Origin of the sequence: Microbacterium luteum (assembly GCF_015277875.1) — a bacterium.
Lineage (GTDB): Bacteria > Actinomycetota > Actinomycetes > Actinomycetales > Microbacteriaceae > Microbacterium > Microbacterium luteum.
On the sequence record NZ_CP063814.1, the window covers coordinates 3,312,153 to 3,331,861 of the forward strand.

Consider the following 19,709-nt stretch of genomic DNA (forward strand, 5'->3'; position numbering starts at 1 on the left):
CGCGGAAACGGCGCTGAGCGGGCGCGGTAGGGGCGCGGAGTGGGCGCGGGAACGGCGCGTCGGGGCGGTGTCAGGCCCGGCGGGCGCCCGAGAACCGCGTGATCAGGCCCGGGTGGTCGAACGGCATCGCGAGGACGGAGTCGGGTGCTCGATCGGCGAGGTCGGAGAATCCGGCCGCGGCGAGCAGGTCGTCGTCGAGAGCGAGCAGCTCGGCCTCGACGAGCGGCCAGGGCTCGTGCTCGTTCGCCGCCCAGATCGTGCGGCCGAGATGCCGCTCATGGAACCCCCATCGCGCGGTGAGGAAGCGGGACAGCGGCGTGTCTACCGCGGTCTCGCCGATCGCCACGCGTATGCGCGTGCGCGGTTCTCCGGGTCGTCCTCTCGAGGATCGACGCCGTGAGCGGAACTCCCGCACCAGCGCGCCGGGCTCATCGCGCATGCCGATCTGCGACCACCGGTAGGGGAGTCCGAAGAGGGCTCGCGCGGTGAGCACGGGGAGGAGGTGTTCGGCCTCGAGCGTCTGGAAGACGACGCCGCGCCTTCCGGCGGCATCCACGCCATAGGTGCGGACATTGATCTCGCAGAAGGTGCCGAGGCGCGGCACCGGCCCGAAGGGCAGGAACCGGAAGTCGGACAGCACGAAGGGGACGAGGGCGATCCAGGCCGACCCGTCGAACACATCGGGTTCGACGCCGGCCGGCATCAGCGGCCGGATGCGGTCGGAATCCACCCGCCAGTGCAGGAACACGGCACGGCTCCAGCGCTGGGCGATCCGTGCCCGTCCGGGCAGTGCGGGCGCGCCGGGCTCGAGCAGCGGCATGTCGGAGCGGGTCATCGGCTCGGGTCGATCAGCGTCATGCCGGCCGGCGACGACCGGTCGAGCACGGGCAGGAGGGCGGCGGCGTCATCGAGCGAGACGACCGCTTCGACGAGGTCCTGCGGACGCAGATCGCCGCGCTCGATGAGCGACAGCATCGCCGGATAGTCGACGGCGGCCATGCCGTGGCTGCCGAGAACGTCGAGTTCCCACGCGATCGCGCGCGCCATCGGCACCGGCGACAGACCTGTGGGGCTCGGCAGCAGTCCGACCTGCACGTGGCGTCCGCGGCGGCGCAGCGACAGCACGGCATCGGCGCAGGTCTGCTCCGACCCGACGGCATCCATCGACACGTGGCTTCCGCCGTCGGTCAACGACCGAATGCGCGCCGGCACATCGTCGCCGGCCGGCACGACGTGGTCGGCGCCCAGTCGCACGGCGGTCTGCCGCGCGCGTTCGCTGCGGTCGACCGCGACGACCCGCGCGCCGAGCGCCTTGGCGATCATCACGGCACTCAGACCCACTCCGCCGGCGCCGACGATCGTGACCCATTCCCCGGCGGACAGGCGCGCACGTGCCGTGAGGGCCCGGAAGGCGGTGGCGAAGCGGCACCCGAGCGCGGCGGCGGCCTCGAAGGACACGTCGTCGGGGATCGCGACGAGATTCGTGTCCGCGGCGTGCAGGGCCACCCGTTCGGCGAACGACCCCCAGTGGGTGAACCCCGGCTGCTGCTGGTCGGGGCACACCTGCGCGTCGCCACGGCGGCACCACGTGCACCGGCCGCATCCGCACACGAACGGAACGGTGACCCGGTCGCCGACCCTCCAGCGTTCGACGCCCGCGCCCACGGCGTCGACCACGCCGGCGAGCTCGTGGCCGGGAACGTGCGGCAGGGCGATGTCATCGTGCCCGACCCAGGCGTGCCAGTCGCTGCGGCACAGCCCCGTCGCCTTCACCGCCACGACGACTCCGCCCACGGGGGCGGCCGGCGCGGCGACGTCTCGGACCGACAGCGGTCCGGCGATCTCATCCATGACCAGCGCGCGCACATTCTCACGCTACCGCCGCCCGGTGTCGACCCCTCGCGAGCGAGCACCGCCCCGCGCATACCGTGGGACCAGCCCGAGACGAGGAGAACCATGGCACAGACCATCGCCGATCAGTCCGTCGAGATCCTCGAGCGCGCCGGCGTCGAACGGGTGTGGGGCCTGCCCGGCGACTCCCTGAACGCCTTCACGGATGCGCTGCGCACCAGCGACATCGCCTGGATGCACGTGCGGCACGAGGAGGCGGCCGCGTTCGCCGCGGCGGCGGAGGCGGAGATCACCGGCGAGCTCGCCGTCGTCGCCGGAAGCTGCGGACCCGGCAACCTGCACTTCATCAACGGCCTTTTCGACGCGCACCGCAGCCGGGTTCCGGTGCTGGCGATCGCCTCGCACATCCCGTCGTCCGAGATCGGCTCCACCTACTTCCAGGAGACCCACCCGCAGGAGCTGTTCCGCGAGTGCAGCGACTACTGCGAACTCATCTCCGACCCGGCTCAGTTCCCGTGGGTGCTGGAGACGGCGATGCGCACGGCCGTGGAGAAGCGCGGCGTCGCCGTCGTCGTCGTGCCCGGCGACATCTTCTTCGAGAAGGCGCCCGAGCGACGCCCCGCGGCCGCCATTCAGGCGACCCGGCCGCGCATCGTTCCCGGCGAGAGCGAGCTCGAGGCCGCTGCGAAGCTGCTGGATGCCGGCGACGCCGTGACGATCCTCGCCGGCGCCGGGGTCGCGGGTGCCCATGAAGAGGTCGTCGCGCTCGCGGACCGGCTCCAGGCACCGATCGTGCACGCCCTGCGCGGCAAGCAGCACATCGAACACGACAACCCCTTCGACGTCGGGATGACCGGTCTTCTCGGCTTCGCGTCGGGGTACCGGGCGATGGAGAAGTGCGACACGCTGCTCATCCTCGGCAGCGACCTGCCCTACCGGCAGTTCTACCCGCAGGACGCCACGATCATCCAGGTGGATGTGCGCGGTGAGCAGCTGGGCAGGCGCGCCCCGATCGACCTCGGCCTCGTCGGCGATGTCGGCGAGACCGCGCGCGCCCTGCTGCCGATGCTGCGCGTCGGCCGCGACAGCGATCACCTCCGCTCGGCGCTCGAGCACTACGGCAAGACGCGCGCGCAGCTCGACGAGCTGGCCACGGACGACGGACACACGTCGATCTACCCGGAGTTCCTCACGCGCCTCATCGACGAGATGGCCGCGGACGACGCGGTGTTCGTGCCCGACGTCGGGTCGCCGGTGACGTGGGCGGCGCGCTATCTGCACATCCATTCCGGTCGCCGCCTCGTCGGGTCCTTCTCCCACGGGTCGATGGCCAACGCCCTCTCGCACGCGCTCGGTGCGCAGGCAGTCGACCGAGACCGGCAGGTGATCGCCCTCGCCGGCGACGGGGGTCTCGCGATGCTCATGGGCGATCTGCTGTCGCTTCGCCAGAACGATCTGCCGGTGAAGATCGTCGTCTACAACAACTCCTCGCTGAACTTCGTCGAGGTCGAGATGAAGGCGGCCGGCATCCTGAACTTCGGCACCGGGCTGGACAACCCCGACTTCGCCGCCGTCGCCGAGTCGGTCGGCATCACCGGCATCCGCGTCGACGAGCCGGGTCAGCTGCGCGGCGCCCTCGAGCGGGCCCTGTCCGAACCGGGTCCGGCCCTCATCGACGTGGCGGTCGCGCGTCAGGAGCTGTCGATCCCGCCGTCGATCAGCGCCGCTCAGGCCAAGGGCTTCGCGCTGTATGCGCTTCGCACCGTGATGTCCGGGCGGGGGGATGAGCTGCTCGACCTCGCCGACACGAACGTGTGGCGCCGCCTCTTCCACTGACACACGTGGGCGAACGCGCGCGGCGCGGGTCACCGGGCCCTAGGATCTCATCCGACCAGAGGGGAACCCGATGACCACTCCCGCAGCACCCGGCCCGGAGGCCGAGCGGCCCATGACGACCGAGCCGACTACACCGGTCGACGCTCCGCCGGCGCGGAAGCGCGACGTGCTCGGCATCGTCGCGGTGATCGTCGCCGCGATCGGTCTGCTGCCGACCCTCGCGGTCTTCCTCATCGGGCTCGTGCCGGAGATGAACGCGATCTGGTGGCTCGGCATCATCATCATCCCGCTGCTGGCGATGCTGGGCGTCGTCGTCCTCGTGCTCGCGATCATCGGCATCGTCGTCGGTGCACGCCGGCACTCGAGGTTCGTCTGGTCGATCGTGGCCGCCGTGCTCGGGCTGCTGATGGTCGCTCCGATGTCGCTGCTGTTCCTCGAGTCCGCGACGATCTGAACGGATGCCGCCGCCGGCATACGCCGACGGCGGCGGGCGAGGTCAGCGCTTGCTGGCCAGCACCCGCGCCGATTCGCGTTCAGCTGTCACGTTGCGTACGCCGGCTCGCGAGCCGGCGAGCTTGGCGGCGATGTGCTCGCCGACGGTCACCGGCTCGTACAGGTCGGGATGCTCGTCGTCGATGCACGAGGGAAGGGTGCGGATGACGGCGTCGACATCGCCGTCGTGGAAGAACGCCGCGCTGCGGCGGCGCTCGATGGTGCCGTCGATCACCGGAGGCTTCACGCGGTGCAGCGTCGACATCCACCGTTCGTTGGTCAGGCGCGCGGTCACGTCGCCGAGGTTGATCAGCAGCGCGCCGGCCTCGGGCTGCACGTCGTTCCACGAGCCGTCGGCGCCGAGCACCTGCAGTCCGCGCACCTGGTCGGCCCACAGGATCGTGACGATGCCGTAGTCGGTGTGCTCGCCCATGCCGGTGAGGTCGCCGTCGAGGGTCACGTCGGTGCCGGGCGGAAGGGCGTAGTTGTTCATGCGGAAGACGTCGAGCGAGTGACCGGTGCGGTCCGCGAAGAAGTCCGGTTCGAGTCCCAGCGCGTCGGCGAAGATGCTCGTCATCGTGCGGGCCACGCGAGCGGCCTCCCCGAAGTACGTCTGCACCTTCTGCTCGAAGTCCGGCACATCCGGCCACACGTTGTCGGCGTAGTCGGGCTGAGGGAGATCCGCGGACTCGGGGTAGTCGGCGGCGGTCGCCCCGATGTTGAAGGCCTCGAAGAAGTCGTTCATCCGCGTCGCCGCCTCGACACCGAGGGAGAGGCTGAGCGACTCGGACTTCGGCGGCGAATAGCCGCGGTTGATCTCCGGCGGCGTGCGATAGCCCTTCTTCGCGTCGAGATCGAGCGCGAAGAACGCATCCATCGCCTCGGTGAGGCCGTCGATGATCTCGGGCGGGATGCCGTGCCCGTGAATCTGGATGAACCCGACCGTGCGGCACGCGTGGTCGATGGCTGCGGCGACGGCCAAGCGCTCTTCGGGCGAGCCGTCGGTGACATAGGCGGAGGTGTCGACGGAGGGAACGTGGAACGTCATGGTGACTCCTTCGGTGAGGGCGGTCCGGGCGACCGCGGTGGGTTGCCGCATCAGGCTTTCCCCACCCCTGGAGGGCGTCGCTTTCCGTGCGTGTCATCCGACGCTAGCCGTCCGCCTGTTTCGGGCGCGTGAAGATTCGCCTCGGATGCTCCTCCCGAGTCGGTCCGCGCGCCCCGGCGCGGGTAGGTTCTTCCCGATGAACGCCCCCGCCACCGCCCCGATGCCCGTCTTCCTCGACTGCGACACCGGAGTCGACGATTCCCTCGCCCTTGCCTATCTGTTGTCGTCGCCGGCGGTGCGGCTGGTCGGGATCGGAACGGTCAGCGGGAACACCAGCAGCGAGCAGGCCGCGCGCAACTCCCTGGATCTGCTGGCCCTTCTCGGCGCGCCGGAGGTTCCGGTGGCGATCGGGGCGCGCGATCACCTGCGCAAGACGTACAACGGCGGCGTGCCGCACATCCACGGAGTCAACGGCGTGGGCGACGTCGACCTGCCGACCTCGCCCCACGAACCGGTGGCGGCATCGGCGGCCCGGCTGCTGATCGATCTGTCGCACGAGCACGCCGGCGACCTGCACATCGTCGCGATCGGACCGCTCACCAATCTCGCGCTGGCGCTGCGCGAGGACCCGACCCTGCCGTCCCGCGTGATCGCCGTGACGATCATGGGCGGCGCCGCGCTCGCCCCGGGAAACCTCTCGCCGGTTGCCGAGGCGAACATCGGCAACGACCCGGAGGCGGCGGCCGCTGTCGTCGAGGCCGACTGGGACCTCACGATCGTGCCGCTGGATGTCACGATGGAGAACGTGCTGCACGAGGCGGACCGGCTGCGGCTGCTGGAATCGGATGTTCCCGGCGCGCGCGCTCTCGGCGAGATCCTCGACCTCTACTTCGACTTCTACCTGCCCACCTACGGCACGCGAAGCTCGGCGCTGCACGATCCGCTGGCGGCGGCGATCGCCGCGGGCGGCGTCATCCCGACCCTCGCCCCGCGCGTGCCCGTCGTCGTCGACACGACCGACGGCCCCGGACGCGGGCAGACCGTGGCCGACCTGCGCGGGCAGCGCCTCGGTGCCGTCGACCACCCGGGAGTGCGAACACGCATGGTGCTGGGCACCGACCGCCCGCTCGGACCGCACCTTCTCGACGTGGTCACGGCGCCGGCGCGCCGGAACGCTCCCGTCGAGGTGTGACGCGCGCGCCGGGCACGGAGCCCGGCGGATCCGCGCCCGGCGGATCCGCGGGTCGCATGCGGCGTTCGCCCAGGCTGGCCATAGCGAGAACGTGCAGGGTGTCCCGGTGAACTATTCCGCTCATCGCCCCGGCCAGTTCGGCTCCGACGGCCAGATCGAGTTCCCGGTCGACGATGACGCCGAACCCCAGTACCTCTCCGACCTGAAGCCCGCGCGCGACGACGTCGATCAGGAGACCGGCGCCGCTGAGGCGGCATCCGCGCTCCCTGCCGGCACCGCGACGGAGCCGACCGTCGTCCTCGACGACACCGCGACGGACGAGCCGGAGCCCGACGTCGCGCCGCGGGGGCGCCGTCCCCGTGCCGGACGCCGACGCCGGATGCCGCTGTCACGACGCCTGGCGATCCTCGGCGGCGCAGACGGCGACATCCTCGACGACGTGCCGGCTGAGACCCCGCGCTTCGTGCAGATGTTCTTCGTGCTGCTCGGCACCGCCGTCGTCTCGGCGCTGTCGATGTTCTTCGCGCTCCTGACCGGCGTAGAGGTGATCGTGTGGATCGCCGTGCCGCTGGCGATCGTGTGGGCCCTCATCATCTTCAACCTCGACCGGTTCCTCACCTCGACGATGACCTCCACGCGCAATCCGTGGCGTCTGCTCGGTCTCGCGTTCCCGCGCGTGGTGATGGCGGCGCTGATCGGCGTCGTCGTGGCGGAACCGCTCGTGCTGCAGATCTTCCAGAACGACATCACGCGCGAGATGAACGCGACCAACGTGGTGCAGGCCCTCGAGGACCAGACGGCGGTCACCGACGGGCCCGAAGCGCAGGCGCTCGACGCTGCCGGCGAGCGCCTCGCCGAACTGGAGAACCAGGCGGCGACGGGCATTATCGCGGGCACGTCGTCGACCTCTGCCGAGGCGGCCGCCGCGCAGACGACGGTCGACCAGCTCACCGCCCAGCTCGCCGAGAAGCAGGCGGTCATCGACGAGGCGCGCCTGCTCTACCAGTGCGAGCTGACGGGCGCCGGTGCCGGCGAGGTCGAAGGATGCTCCGGCGTCACGGGCGAAGGATCGAGCTCCGAGGCCGCCGAGGCGCAGCTGAGCGCGGCACAGGCGGCATACGACGAGACGGCCGCCCAGCTGCTGGAGGCGCAGAACGCCCTCACCGCCGCGAACGGAGCCAGCGCGGATGCCGCGGCGAGCGCATCCGAGATCAACAAGCAGCAGGCCGAAGACGAGCTGCCCGTGGCCCGGGAGCAATACGACATGGCGCTGGCGGCATATAACGAGCAGGCCGAGTCCGTCGCGTCGGGCAACGCGGGTGCGACGGGGCTGCTCAGCCAGATGAGCGCCATGGAGCGCCTGGCTGAGCAGGAACCGGCGATCCGGTGGGCGCACCTGCTCATCGCGGGCCTGTTCTTCATGATCGAGCTGCTGCCGGTGATCGTGAAGGTGCTCACCAGCTACGGCGACCCGTGGCCATGCGTCGCCAGGTCGATCTCGACCGCGTCACCGCGCGCACGTGGACCGAGCGCGCATCCATCGCGACCGCCGGGACCGGGTAGTCAGCTGCAGCGGGGGTGCCGCTCAGGCCGGACCCCAGATGGCGGTGAAGCGGGCACGCCGGTGGGCGGGGCGCTCGATCTCGTCGACGATCGCCAGCGCCAGGTCGGCGGCGGAGATGGTCGAGGCTCCGTCGGCGTCCTTGAGGAGAACGTCGCCGCCGAGCACGTACGACCCGCGCGAGGGCGTGCCGAACCAGGCGCCGAAGTCCGACGGCGGGCTGACGTAGAACCAGTCGACCGACTCCGGGGACTGCTTCAGGATGTCGAGGGTGCGCAGACCCGTCTCGATCTCGGGCTTGACCTCGGCGGGGAGGTTCTCGTGGGAGACGTCCCAAAGTGTCCGCCCGCCCTCTTCGAGCTGCAGAGACGACGCCCCGCCGATATAGCCCACGCGCGTCGCGGAGCCCGCGACCTCGTCCAGGAGGCGCTCCAGCACATCCTCCACCTCGCCTGCCATGTCACCGCGGGGCGACAGGGCCACCACGACGGCGTCGCGGCCCTGCACGACGCTCGACAGTGTCTGCGCGTCGCGCGCGTCTCCGGCCACGTGGTCGATCCCCTCGGCCGACGCGTCGGGAGTCGAGCGGCTGACCGACGTGACCTCGTGTCCGCGGCGCGCCGCCTCAGCGGCCACCGCCGCTCCAGCGTATCCGCTGCCGCCGAGAACCGTGATGCGTGCCATGAGTACCGTCCTTTTCCCCGTCCGCCGTCTGCGCGGACGCCTCAGCTCACACCGTGGGCAACACCGTCGGCAGCGTCACGCATTCCGCACGGGCCCGGCGCGGGTCGACGCGGGTCGGCGCGGGTCGCCGCGGGTCGCCGCGGGTCGGCGGGGGTCGGCGCGGGTCGGCGGGGGTCGCCGCGGGTCGGCGGGGGTCGGCGCGGGTCGGTGCGGCCCTCCTTCGCGCACGCCCGCCTTTCAGGGTCCCACCTTCGCGTCCGCCGGCCCGCCCGTCTGTCGCCGTCGCCAGGTCTTCGCCGTTGCCCGATCTTCGCCGCTGCCTTCACCCCCGCCCTTCTTGCCCTAACTCAGGCTGGAACCGCCCCGAACGGCCGCTGCGGCGCCCGATCCGCCCTCTCAGCCTGAGTTGGTGTCACGCGGCTTCCGCTACGGCGCCGGTCGCCCTCGCCCCGGCGTCGGCCGGTCTCACCACGCCGCCGGTCGGCCTCACACCGCCTTCACCCCGTTTCGCGCACGCCTTCGCGCAGCAATTCAGGCTGAGACGGGCCTCGACACCCGCAGCGGCGCCAATTTCGCCCTCTCAGCCTGAGTTGGCGCACAGGAGGCCGAGTTGGTGCACAGACGGCGACAGCGTGGCACGGTGATCTCATGACCTCCCCGCTCGAGCAGCTGCTGGCGCGTCACGTCTCGACCGGCACCGTTCCCGGAGCCGTCGCCGTCGTTGTCGCACCGGGTGCCGACCCCGCACCGCTCGCCGTGGGTGCGTCCGCGCTCGGCGGACCGGACCTCGACGTCGACGCGATCTTCCGCATCCAGTCCATGACCAAACCCGTCACCACCGTCGCGGCGCTGCGGCTGGTCGATCGTGGGCTCATCAAGCTCGACGACCCCGTGGCGCGATGGCTGCCGGAGCTCGCCGACCCGGTCGTGCTGTCGCATCCGGACGCGCCGCTCGACGACACGCGGCCATCGCCCCGGCCGATCACCGTGCGCCACTTGCTCACCAACACCAGCGGATACGGCATGATGACGACCGATTCCCCTCTCGCCCAGGCCATGGTCGAGACAGGACTCGAGGCAGGTCCGCAGCCGAGCGGCCTCGGGGCCGACGAGTGGCTGGCAAGGGCGGCGAGCCTTCCGCTCGCCTTCGCCCCGGGTGAGGGATGGCGCTACCACCACTCCTTCGGCATTCTCGGCGTCCTCATCTCCCGCGTGGTCGGCCGCTCCACGCCCGACCATCTGCGTGACGACCTCCTCGTCCCGCTCGGCATGGTCGACACCGGATTCTGGACCCCGTCAGCATCCGCGCACCGACTGCCGGCGACCTACCGACGCGACGGCGACGTGCTGGTCGAGAGCGAACCCGCCGGTGGCGGGTTCTACGCCGGACCTCCCGCCCACGACGTCAGCCACGAAGAGCTCGTGTCCACCGTCGCGGACTACGCCCGCTTTCTCCGCGCACTCAGCCACGGAGCCGAGGTCGGTGACGGGCCGCTGGTTTCGGCGGAGCTGCTGAAGCTGATGACATCCGATCGTATCCCGGGCGCACTCAAGCGGCCGGACAGCTTCTTCCCCGGCTTCTGGGACCAGATGGGGTGGGGCTTCGGCGTCGGCGTGCAGACCGGCGGCGACCACGCCGGTCGGTTCGGCTGGTCGGGCGGCCTCGGCACCGACTTCTTCGTCGACCCCGACGGCACGATCGGCATCCTGCTGGCGCAGGTCGACCTCGACGATCAGGTGATGGCAATGTTCAACGAGTTCCAGCAGCTGGTTCCGCCTCACTGACCCGTCGCCCCGAGGCGTCGCCGCCTCCGTCCTTCGACCCTTCCGCCGGACCTAAGTCAGGCTGGGACGGTGTTGGGATGCCGCTGCGGCACCGAATCCGCCCGCACAGCCTGAGTTGGTGCATGAGAGGTCGCCGCACCGGGCGCGACGGCTCTGGAGGAGCCGGAACCAACCCCGCGACCCGATCCCCGTTTGGTCGCACCCGCCCACGTGAACAGTTGCCTCCCGCCGTCCGTGTCCACCGGCGGCGTCCGGATGGTATCCGAACCGCCCCGTGCCGGAACTCAGGCTGGGACGGCCTCTGGACGCCGCCACGGCACCGAATCCGCCGTCTCAGCCTGAGTTGGTGCACCGGGGGAGCGGCCTGACCGGATGGGCAGCGACCTCACCGGCACCGGGGCAGCGCCCTGACCGGACGGGCAGCAGCCTGACCGGCACCCGTCAGGACGCTGGTCACTCCGCGGCGGTTCCGCGGGAGCGGCGGCGCACGAGCACGACTCCGCCCGCGATGCCGGCCAGCGCGAGAACGCCGATCACCCACGCGGCCGTCGCGTCTCCTCCGGTCACCGGCAGATCCGCCACGGTGAACTCGGCCCATCCAACGAGTTCGCCGTCGGCGTCGAGCATTGCGAGACGGTGCTCGCCGGCGTCGAGGCCTGCGGGGAGCGTGAGGGTGGCGCCTCCGTCAGCGTCGGCGAGCGCCCAGCCGAGAGGCTGCGGCTCGGAGTAGACGTATCCGAAGTGCCATTCGTCCGCGGCCAGACCGCCGACCGTCACGTCGCGGCCCGCGACGGAGACGGTGATGACGTCGCGGAACACGAGCGGCAGATCGTCACCGTCAACGGTCGGAGCAGCCGGCACGAAGCCCGGTCGCCCGTCGGTCCCAGGCTCTTCCGTGCCCGGCTCCTCCGTCCCGGGCTCCTCCGTCTCAGGCTGTTCCGCGCCAGGCTCCTCGGTCCCAGGCTCCTCCGTGCCCGGCTGCTCCGTCTCAGGCTCTCCCGCGCCAGGCTCCTCGGTCCCAGGCTCCCCCGTGCCCGGCTCTTCCGTGCCGGGCTCCTCCGTCCCCGGCTCCTCGGGCTGCTCGAGTGCGGCGAGCGCCTCGCGCAGCGCGTCGTGCGCGGCGGTGTACGTCTCGTAGCTCGACCCTCCGGCGACGGCGCGTGCCTGCGCCAGAGCGTCGTCGAGGCGGCCGAGCGACTCGTCGGTGTACGGGGAGCGGTCCACGGCCTCCGCCTCGGCGATGAGCACCGGCAGAGCGCGGATGACCTTCCACTCGAGCTGCCCCTGCGCCGCCTGCAGCACGCGGAGCGCCTCGTCGACCTCGGCCTGGGTCGCCGCCTCGTCGCCCAGCACGGCCTCCGCCTCGGCGACGGCCCGTTCCAACACGGCGAAGTCGATCGCGAGGAACCGCTCCTCCTGAGCGACGAGCTCGGATGTCGACGACACGGCCGTCTGCAGCTCGTCGCGATTCACCGGCTGCGGCGTCTGCTCGTCCGGCGCGAACTCCCACCAGTCGAAGTTCGCCACGTACTGATAGGCCTGCCCCGGGACAGGGTCGGAGTGCATCACGACGATGAGCGTGTGGCGTCCCGACACCTCGCGTTCGAGGTCCACGGTGGTGGTGACGTAGTTCCCCCAGCCCCCGGTCTTCGGAAGCGCGACGCTCGCGACCCGGTTCTCCTCGGTCTGCTCGTCGAGGTAGAACTCCAGGCGCGGGTTCGCCCCGACGCGCTCGTCGCGAGTGGATGTGCGCACGGTCAGCGTCGTGAGCGGGCCGGTGCCGAAGGCGACGTCGTCGTAGACCAGTTCGCCGCCGTCGTACGTCCCGCCGACGTTGCCCGACGGACTCGTGCCCTCGGCCACGAGCGAGCCGCCGCTCGACGAGGTGAACTCCTCCGCCTCGACGCGTGTCGGAAGAACCGGCGCGTCGTCGTCGGCCTGCAGCAGCGTCACACGGTCGAGGCTGATGGTGCCCGGGTCGAGCCGCAGGCTCACGGTGGGTGCCCAGTCGGCACGCTCGTCGACGCTCAGCACGGCGTCGAGCGAACCGCTGCGCAGCTCGGACCAGGTGCCGTTCCGCTCCACCCACGAGGTGATCCGGCCGTCGTCGACGACCGTCGCGAAGCGGTCGCCCGGCTCCCACGAGACGCCGCCCTGGATGCCCGCGCCGACATCCCGTCCGCTACCGTCCACGACGACGTCGAACCCGGTCTCGGAGCGGGTGTTGTTGAACCAGCTGTGCGCGCGGTTGCCGACCCCATCGGTCAGTCCGATGAACAGGCTGTCCTCCGCCGAACCCGTGCCGGCGAAGGCGCGCGGCTCGACCACGAGCGCGAAGGGCTCGCTCGTCTCGGCCGGAAGGGCGAGGTGCGTCCAGCGGCGACCGTCGGTGGATATGGCCTCCAGCACGCCCTCTTCGGCATCGACCGCGAGGTCGGCGGCCGGCTCCGATGCGTCGCCGTAGGCGGTGTACTCCGCCAGTCGATCGACCGAGAAGTCGTCGTCGAAGGCGACATCGGCGTAGGCGACGCCGTCGAGCACGACCCGGTCGGTCGCCGGGGAGATCCGCAGGTCGTCCGCAGCGCGTTCCAGCCGGTCCAGCGCGGCGCGAAGCGCGTCGTCGCCCGCCGAGTCCTCGGCGAGCAGGGACCGGGCAGCCTCTCGCGCCTCGTCGAACGCGGCGAACGAGGCCGTCGAGTAGGCACCCCGCACCACCAGGTCGGCATCGGCGAGCGCCTCGGTCAGCTGACGGCGCCACTCCTGATCGATTGCGAGAGTGAGCGTTCCGAGCCCCGAGACGCCGTCACCGCGCAGCGCGGCTGCGGCCGCTCCTTCGAGGGCGGCGTCGGTGAAGGCGAGCGCGAAGGCGGCCGTGGCGGCATCCCCCATCGACCCGGTCAGGCGCAGGTCGGCCGTCGCGGCACCGGTCTTGACGAACGCGGCGGCGACGCCGGCCGGCAGCCCCGGCACGGTCACGAGACCGTCGGCGACGAGGTCGCGACCGTCGGCGCCGGCGAAGGTCGCACCGCGCAGGGTGAGCCCGACCGTGGCGTCGACGGTGCCGTCGGCGGCGGCGAGCACCGTGGTGCGATCGACCGCGAGGGATGCGCCGGTGAAGGTCACCTTGAACACGAACTCCTGCGCGCCGGTCGACGGCGTGCGGCTGAACGCGGCGTCGGTCACCTGCACGACGAGGTCGTCGATGCTGTCGAACTCCGTCGAGGCCGTCGCGTTGCCGGTGAGGATGAGATCCACCGAGCGGTCACCGGTGCGCTCCGCCCGCAGCGTGAGGCCGTCCGGAACTCCGGAGGCGGTGATCGCCCCGCTCGCGGCGAGATCGTCACCGTTCCGCCCGGCGAACGTGCCGTTGGTGATGGTCAGCGCCACCGTGTTCTCGATCGACCCGTCGCCGGCGGTGGAGCGGAACTCGCGCTCGGAGACCACGACGGCGCCGGTCGGGTTGTAGACCGAGCTCGGGAGGGTGTCGCTCAGCGACGCGGGAGCCACTCCGTCGGCCGCCCAGTCCGAGGCGGTGTCGCCCATCGTGAAGGCCAGCGATCCGCCCCCGGTGAGCTGGTCGTAGGTGACCCACGTGCGGTCGAAGCTCTCGCCGTTGAGGGTCGCCGACTGGATGTAGTAGTCGTCGGGCGAGACACCGTCGGCGGAGATGTCGAACGTGCGACCCGATTCGTAGGAGATCCGCACGTTCTCGAAGAACGGCGTGCCGATCTGGTACTCGTCCGACCCGGCGGCGACGGGGAACAGTCCCATCGCGGCGGCGACGAACATCGATGACATGGTTCCGGTGTCGTTGTCCATCGTCGGCAGGAACCCCTGCGGCGAGTTGCTGTAGACCGACGTCTTCACGGGCGGGGTGAACTCGCCGCCGTTGGTCGGCGCCTCGTGCGTCGAGCCGGTGGCGATGTAGCGGTTCCAAGTCTCGTCGGTGTAGATGCTGCGCACCCAGTGCTGGGTCTGCGCGGGCGAGCCGACGTAGTTGAACAGATAGGGCGCCTGCAGATCGATCTCGTTGGCGTTGGCGTGCAGCATCCGGGAGCCGTCGTCGGGAGCGTGCTCGCCGAACATGAAGCTCAGCGCCTCGAGGGTGGTCTCGGCGCCTCCCATCTTCTCGATCATCCCGCCCATGTCGGGGGCGACGTACCAGTTGTACTGCCACAGCGTGCCCTGGTACACGTTGCCGGCCTCGAAGCGCTCGGGGTTCACATCCGCCCACACGCCGGCCGCGTTCTTGGGGAAGACCAGACCAGTCGTCGTGCCATCGGCGAGGGTGACCGCGTCGCTCTTGTACAGGTTCGTCCAGTTCGCCGCGCGCAGCCGGTAGGCGTCGGCTTCGGCGGTCTTGCCGAGCGCGTCGGCGATCGTCGCGAGCGCCCAGTCGTCATACGCGGTGCCGAGGGTGTCGTCGACCTCGTTCGCGATGTAGCCGCGCTGCACGTTGCCGGCGTCGGCGTATCCACCCTGCGACTGCGAGACCAGGGCGGGCCATGCCGCCTCGAGGCCTCTCAGCTGCGCGCCCTTGGCCACGGCGTCGGCGACGACGACCGCGGCGCGCTCGAAGCGCACGGTCGGCACCGAGTGCACCTGGTTCGACAGCGACCCGCTGCCGGTGTTCGCAAAGCTCGCATAGAGGTCGACGATGGACTGCGCCATGTCGCGGAAGACCTCGGGGTAGCCGATCGCGAGCACTTCGTACTTGCGGAAGTCGTCCCAGAATCCCCAGCCGTCGTAGTGGATGTAGCCGTCGGCGGCGTAGATCTCGCCGTCGAGGCCGCGGTAGGTGCCGCTCGTGCTGGTGGCGTTCACCGGGGCGCCGAACATGCGGTAGAGGTGCGTGTAGAACAGCTGCTGCAGGTCGCCGTCGGGGTCGCTCGTGGTGGATGCGGTGACCGCGAGACGGCCGAGGATGGCGTTCCAGTCGGCGTGGGTGTCGGCGCGGACCTCCTCGAAGGTGCGTTCGCCCATCTCGACGCCGAGGTCGGTGCGCGCCTGTGCGGCGCTGATGGGGGAGATGGCGACCTCGAGTCCGACCTGCTCACCGGCATCCACGTCGAACTCGAGCACGGCGCCGAGGTCGGTGCCGGTGCGGGTCGCCGTGGTGTCGAGCGCCCCCGAGGACCCCCACGTGCGCAGCGAGCTGACCGGGACGGTCGACTCCGCGTAGTAGTACATGCGGTAGTCGTAGCCGTTGAAGTGACCGGTGAACTCGCCCGACAGTGCGGCGCGACCGTCCGACAGGGTCGAGGTCGTCAGGGAGGCGTCGCGGCGACTGGTGAAGTTGTTTCGCAGGTCCACGACGACGGATGCGGTTCCCGCCTCGGGGAAGGTGAACCGGTCCTGTCCGGTGCGCACGTCGACGGTCGCCTCGGCGAGGATCGCGCCGCGCGAGGTCTGCAGGTCGACGCCGTAGTAGCCGGGCTCGGCCTCCTCGGCGTCGTGGCTGTAGGTCTTCGCGTACGTGCCCGACGAAGGACGCGCGGAGTAGGTCTCGTAGGTGGGCACGACCAGCAGGTCACCGCCGCCGCCGGAACCGCCGACGCCGTTGAGGTTCGTGTGCGTGAAGCCGGCGATCTGGTCCTCGGCGTAGTCGTATCCGCTGTGCGACCGCCCCGGCGTGGTCATGGGGTTGATCTTGATGATCGAGTTCGGAGCCTCGGCGCCGGGCAGGTCCTGGCCGAAGTCGTCTTCGGTCGACACGAAGGTGTTCACCAGCGCCGCGAAGTCGGTTCCCTCGGTCGGTGCGGCTGCGGATGCGACCGGCGCGGCCACCGCGGGCGCAACGGCCGCCCCGAAGACGGCATTCCCGACCAGAGCGGCGCCGACGAGCGCTGCGAGAACGCCGGAGGAGAGGGAGCGGAGGGAACGGGATGTGTGCGACATGCGCGGAAGGCTCCAGGGCAGGGGGATGCGGGGCTCGGGAAGGGGGATGCGTGAGGCTCGGGAGGGGATGCGGGGGCGAGGCGCGGGGTGGTGCGGGAAGGGGCGGGGAGGCGCCCGTGCATCGGGGACCGGGCGGTGCGGGCCCGGTCCCCGATGCAGCCGGCGTCAGCGCGAGGCGGCTGCGCGGCGTCGTGCGATCAGCAGCGCCCCGCCGGCGGCGAGCAGGAGCGCGCCGAGGGTGGCGAAGCCCCATCCCGCTGCGAGGTCGCCACCGGTAGCGGCGAGTCCGCCGCTTGCGGGTGCGGCGTCGGCGGCGAGCGTGATCTCCGTCCAGCCGACGATCATGCCGTCGGCGTCGAGAACCACGATGCGGTGCGTGCCGGCCTCGAGCGAGTCGGGCAGCGTCACCGTTGCGGTGCCGGTCGCCGACACGTCCATCCAGCCCAGCGCCGTCGGCGTGGAGTAGACGTAGCCGAAGTGCCACTCGTTCGCGGCGAGACCGCTGAGCGAGACGGTGCGACCGTCGAGCGTGGCGGTGATCACGTCTTCGAGCGAGGCCGGCAGGTCGGCGCCGTCGGTCACGGGCGCGCTGGGCGTGAAGTCGGGCTGCTCGGTGCCCGGCTCCTCGGTGCCCGGCTCCTCAGTGCCCGGCTCCTCAGTGCCCGGCTCCTCAGTGTCGGCGACCACGGTGACGGTGCGCGTGGCGACCGTCTCGTTGCCGCGGGCGTCGGAGACGGTGTAGGTCAGCGTGTAGCTGCCGGCGGTCGCGGTGTCGACCGCGCCGTCCACCGAGATCTCGTCGGTGAGGTCGCCGTCGACGTTGTCGCTGGCCGACACACCCGCGAGGGCGTCGAACTCGTCGCCGACGGTGATCTCCGCGTCATCCGGAACGGTGAGCTCCGGTGCGGCATCCTTCGTGAGCACGACCTCGTCGACGACGCTGTTGACCGGCATCGCCGAGCCGTTGGCCTGGCTGCGCAGGGTCCGCAGGGTCATCTCGTCGTCGGTGACCTCGATCACCGAGTAGTTGCGCACCTTCTCCTGGTTGATCACCGAAGCGAACCAGGCGTCCGGGGCCTGCGTGTCGTAGTACTTCGAGCCGCTGGCGGAGTTGGCGGTGACGTACAGCACCTCGCCGTCCTTCGCCTCGATCATCGACTGACCGGCGACCTCTGCCGCGTCGGCGAGCTCGCCGTCCTTGACCAGGTAACTGCGGGTGTAGTTGTGGTCGTGGCCCATGAGCACCACGTCGAACCCGAGATCCGAGATCGTCGACGGCATCTGCGCGCGACGGTCTTCGATGTCGCCGTCGTCGTAGTGCGATGCGACCGAGTAGATCGAGTGGTGGAAGGCGAGCACGCGCCAGGTGGCGTTCTCTCCCTGCTCGGCGATGACCTTCTCCATGAACGCGTTGTGCGAGTCGTAGTCGCGACTGTTGGAGTTGATGTTGATGAACAGCACATCCTTGTAGATGAACCAGTAGTCGCCACCCGACGTGGTGAGCCCACCGGCACCGGCCGTGAGGTCTTCGTTGGGCAGGTTGAAGTGCTGCTCGTAGGCCTTCGAACCGACGTCGTGGTTGCCGTTGGTCGCGACGAACGGGATGCTCTGCATCTGCTCCGGCGCGAGGAACAGCTCGTACTGCTGCTCGTTCGGCGCCGTCTCCACCTGGTCACCGGCCGAGAACAGCAGCTCGGCGTCGGGGTAGCTCTGCGTTGCGATGTCGAGCGTGTCGGCCCAGCCGGCGGCGTCGCTGGTCACGTTGCCGGAGGCACCGAGCTGCGGGTCGCCGAAGAACAGGAACGAGAAGTCGCCGTCGAAGTCCTGGGTGCGGAAGGTGTATACATCCGACCAGCCCTTCTCGTCGCTGCCGACGCGGTAGGCGTACTCGGTGTTCTCGGCGAGGCCGGTGAACGAGGCGTCGCGGAAGTACTCGCCGCTCGAGGTGCCGCCGGTCTTGGAGGTCTCGATGGTCGTCGCGGATGCGGAGAAGGTGTCGCCGTCGACGTCGGCCGCGGGTGCGATCTGCGCCACCTGCTCCGTGTCGATGTCGCTGTACCAGGAGATGTTGCGCTCGGATTCGGTCGCTCCGACGCCGAGCACCACGTCGGTGATCGTCGCCTCGTCGGGTTCCGGCACGGTCACGGTCGGCACGAGCGAGGTCACGTCGAGGTAGATGTCGCTGCTGGACTCGCGGTCCTGGTAGAGCGCGACGGCGATGGTGTTCTCGCCCGCCTCGAGGGCCTCCGCCGGAATGGTGAAGGTGCTCGTGAGGGGGTTGCCGTTGCTGGCGCCCGCGTAGGTGAGGTTCTGGTTCGCGGCGGTCTCGACGCGGTCGTCGACGAATCCGGCGACCTTCTCACCGTTCACGTAGACGCGCACGGCGTCGTCGTAGGTGATGGTGCCCTCGAGGCCGTCGAGCTGCGCGAGCTGCTCAGCGGAGATCTCGATCTCGTTGCGGAAGTGGTAGGTCGGGATCGTGTCCGACGAACCGGTCTGCGCGTACTGCACAAGGGTGTCGGCGACGAAGCCGCCACCGAGGTCGGCCGCGCCGCGCTTGGAGCCGAACGAGCCGGCCGCCTGCTTCCAGGCGGAGTCGTCGAAGTCGGCGGTGGTCCACGAGAGCGATCCGTCACCCGACGGGTCGGTGCCGTCGTCGGAGTAGCGCCACTCGTCGTCGGTGGTGAGGTAGCTGTCGGGCAACGCCTCGGGACCGAACTCGAAGTAGTCGAAGTTGCCGACGTAGGGGTGGCCCGAGTCGGTGTCGGCATCCATCGTCACGATGAGCTTGTGATCACCCGAGACGGCCATCGGCAGGTCGACGGTCGTCGTGCCGTAGGCGTTCCAGTTGTCGCCGGTCACGGGGAGGGGAACGGTGACGAGTTCGCTGCCGGCACTCGTGTCGTCAAGGGAGAAGGTCAGCGACGCGTTCTGACCGACGCGGCCGGAGTTGTTCACGTAGCGAACGGTCAGCGTCGACAGCGGGGCCGCTCCGAGCGAGACCGTGTCGAAGACGATCTCACCGCCGGGCCAGGTGCCGCCGACGTTGCCGAGCGACTGACCCGTGGCGTCGGTGCTCGACTCCTTCTTGAGACCGCCGCCGTTGTCGGTGGAGTAGTCCTCCGCCTGGATGCGCACGGGCTCGACGCCGATGCCGGTGACCGCGGCGGTCACGGCCGTCTGCGTCGCGGGGGCAGCCGCCGCGGGCAGAGCCGTCGCGGCGAACGACGCCGCGGTGAGGGAGCAGAGGGCCACGCCGGCGGCGTAGCGCCGCCAGACGCGGCTCGTGCGCGGGTTTCCGGCCGGGGCCGGGAGAGCGTCATGAGAGAGCAAGGAAGGTCACACCAATCTTGGGCAGGGGA

The 19,709-nt window shown here is 70.6% G+C and carries 10 protein-coding genes and 1 pseudogene; 5 read left to right on the plus strand and 6 right to left on the minus strand.

Annotated features, from left to right (window positions below):
* Positions 1-70: 70 nt before the first annotated feature.
* Together IM777_RS16045 and IM777_RS16050 are read right to left on the minus strand one after the other, a co-directional pair.
* The gene (locus IM777_RS16045) at positions 71-835 is read right to left on the minus strand and encodes a YqjF family protein (protein ID WP_194384051.1); all 765 of its coding nucleotides are present in this window, start codon (positions 833-835) and stop codon (positions 71-73) included.
* Positions 832-1,866: a zinc-dependent alcohol dehydrogenase family protein gene (locus tag IM777_RS16050; RefSeq protein WP_194384052.1), complete on the minus strand. Its 1,035-nt coding sequence runs from the start codon at positions 1,864-1,866 to the stop codon at positions 832-834. Before IM777_RS16050 ends, IM777_RS16045 begins: the two co-directional genes overlap by 4 nt.
* A 90-nt stretch (positions 1,867-1,956) precedes the next feature.
* Here IM777_RS16050 and poxB point away from each other — a divergent pair, with 90 nt between their 5' ends.
* Entirely contained in the window at positions 1,957-3,687 is a 1,731-nt protein-coding gene (gene poxB / locus IM777_RS16055; RefSeq protein WP_194384053.1) for a ubiquinone-dependent pyruvate dehydrogenase, read from the plus strand.
* 70 nt (positions 3,688-3,757) lie between these two features.
* Positions 3,758-4,141, plus strand: coding sequence for a hypothetical protein (locus tag IM777_RS16060; RefSeq protein ID WP_194384054.1), 384 nt, complete (start codon positions 3,758-3,760; stop codon positions 4,139-4,141).
* Positions 4,142-4,183: 42 nt separating this feature from the next.
* On the opposite strand, the gene IM777_RS16065 is transcribed toward IM777_RS16060, so the two are convergent.
* Positions 4,184-5,227: an isopenicillin N synthase family dioxygenase gene (locus tag IM777_RS16065; protein ID WP_228480866.1), complete on the minus strand. Its 1,044-nt coding sequence runs from the start codon at positions 5,225-5,227 to the stop codon at positions 4,184-4,186.
* Positions 5,228-5,423: 196 nt separating this feature from the next.
* On the opposite strand from IM777_RS16065, the gene IM777_RS16070 reads away from it, so the two are divergent.
* A complete protein-coding gene (locus IM777_RS16070; RefSeq protein WP_194384056.1) occupies positions 5,424-6,419 on the plus strand; it encodes a nucleoside hydrolase in 996 nt (331 codons plus the stop codon).
* 469 nt (positions 6,420-6,888) lie between these two features.
* A pseudogene (locus tag IM777_RS17620) lies at positions 6,889-7,827 on the plus strand (DUF4407 domain-containing protein); the annotation flags it as partial.
* Positions 7,828-8,004: 177 nt separating this feature from the next.
* Here the strand turns inward: IM777_RS17620 and IM777_RS17625 are convergent.
* On the minus strand, positions 8,005-8,664 hold the full coding sequence (locus tag IM777_RS17625; RefSeq protein WP_194384057.1) for an NAD(P)-dependent oxidoreductase: 660 nt from the start codon (positions 8,662-8,664) through the stop codon (positions 8,005-8,007).
* 648 nt (positions 8,665-9,312) lie between these two features.
* Between IM777_RS17625 and IM777_RS16085 the strand changes: the two genes are divergently transcribed.
* Complete coding sequence (locus IM777_RS16085; RefSeq protein ID WP_194384058.1) at positions 9,313-10,449, plus strand: serine hydrolase domain-containing protein; 1,137 nt, start codon at positions 9,313-9,315, stop codon at positions 10,447-10,449.
* A 453-nt stretch (positions 10,450-10,902) separates the two neighbouring features.
* Here IM777_RS16085 and IM777_RS16090 read toward each other — a convergent pair whose 3' ends face one another.
* Positions 10,903-16,347 carry a glycoside hydrolase domain-containing protein gene (locus IM777_RS16090; RefSeq protein WP_194384059.1) on the minus strand — a complete coding sequence of 1,815 codons (5,445 nt, stop codon included), beginning with the start codon at positions 16,345-16,347 and terminating at the stop codon, positions 10,903-10,905.
* A 165-nt stretch (positions 16,348-16,512) separates the two neighbouring features.
* Positions 16,513-19,602 (minus strand): immunoglobulin-like domain-containing protein, encoded by a 3,090-nt coding sequence (locus tag IM777_RS16095; protein WP_194384060.1) that lies wholly within the window; start codon positions 19,600-19,602, stop codon positions 16,513-16,515.
* Positions 19,603-19,709 lie beyond the last annotated feature (107 nt).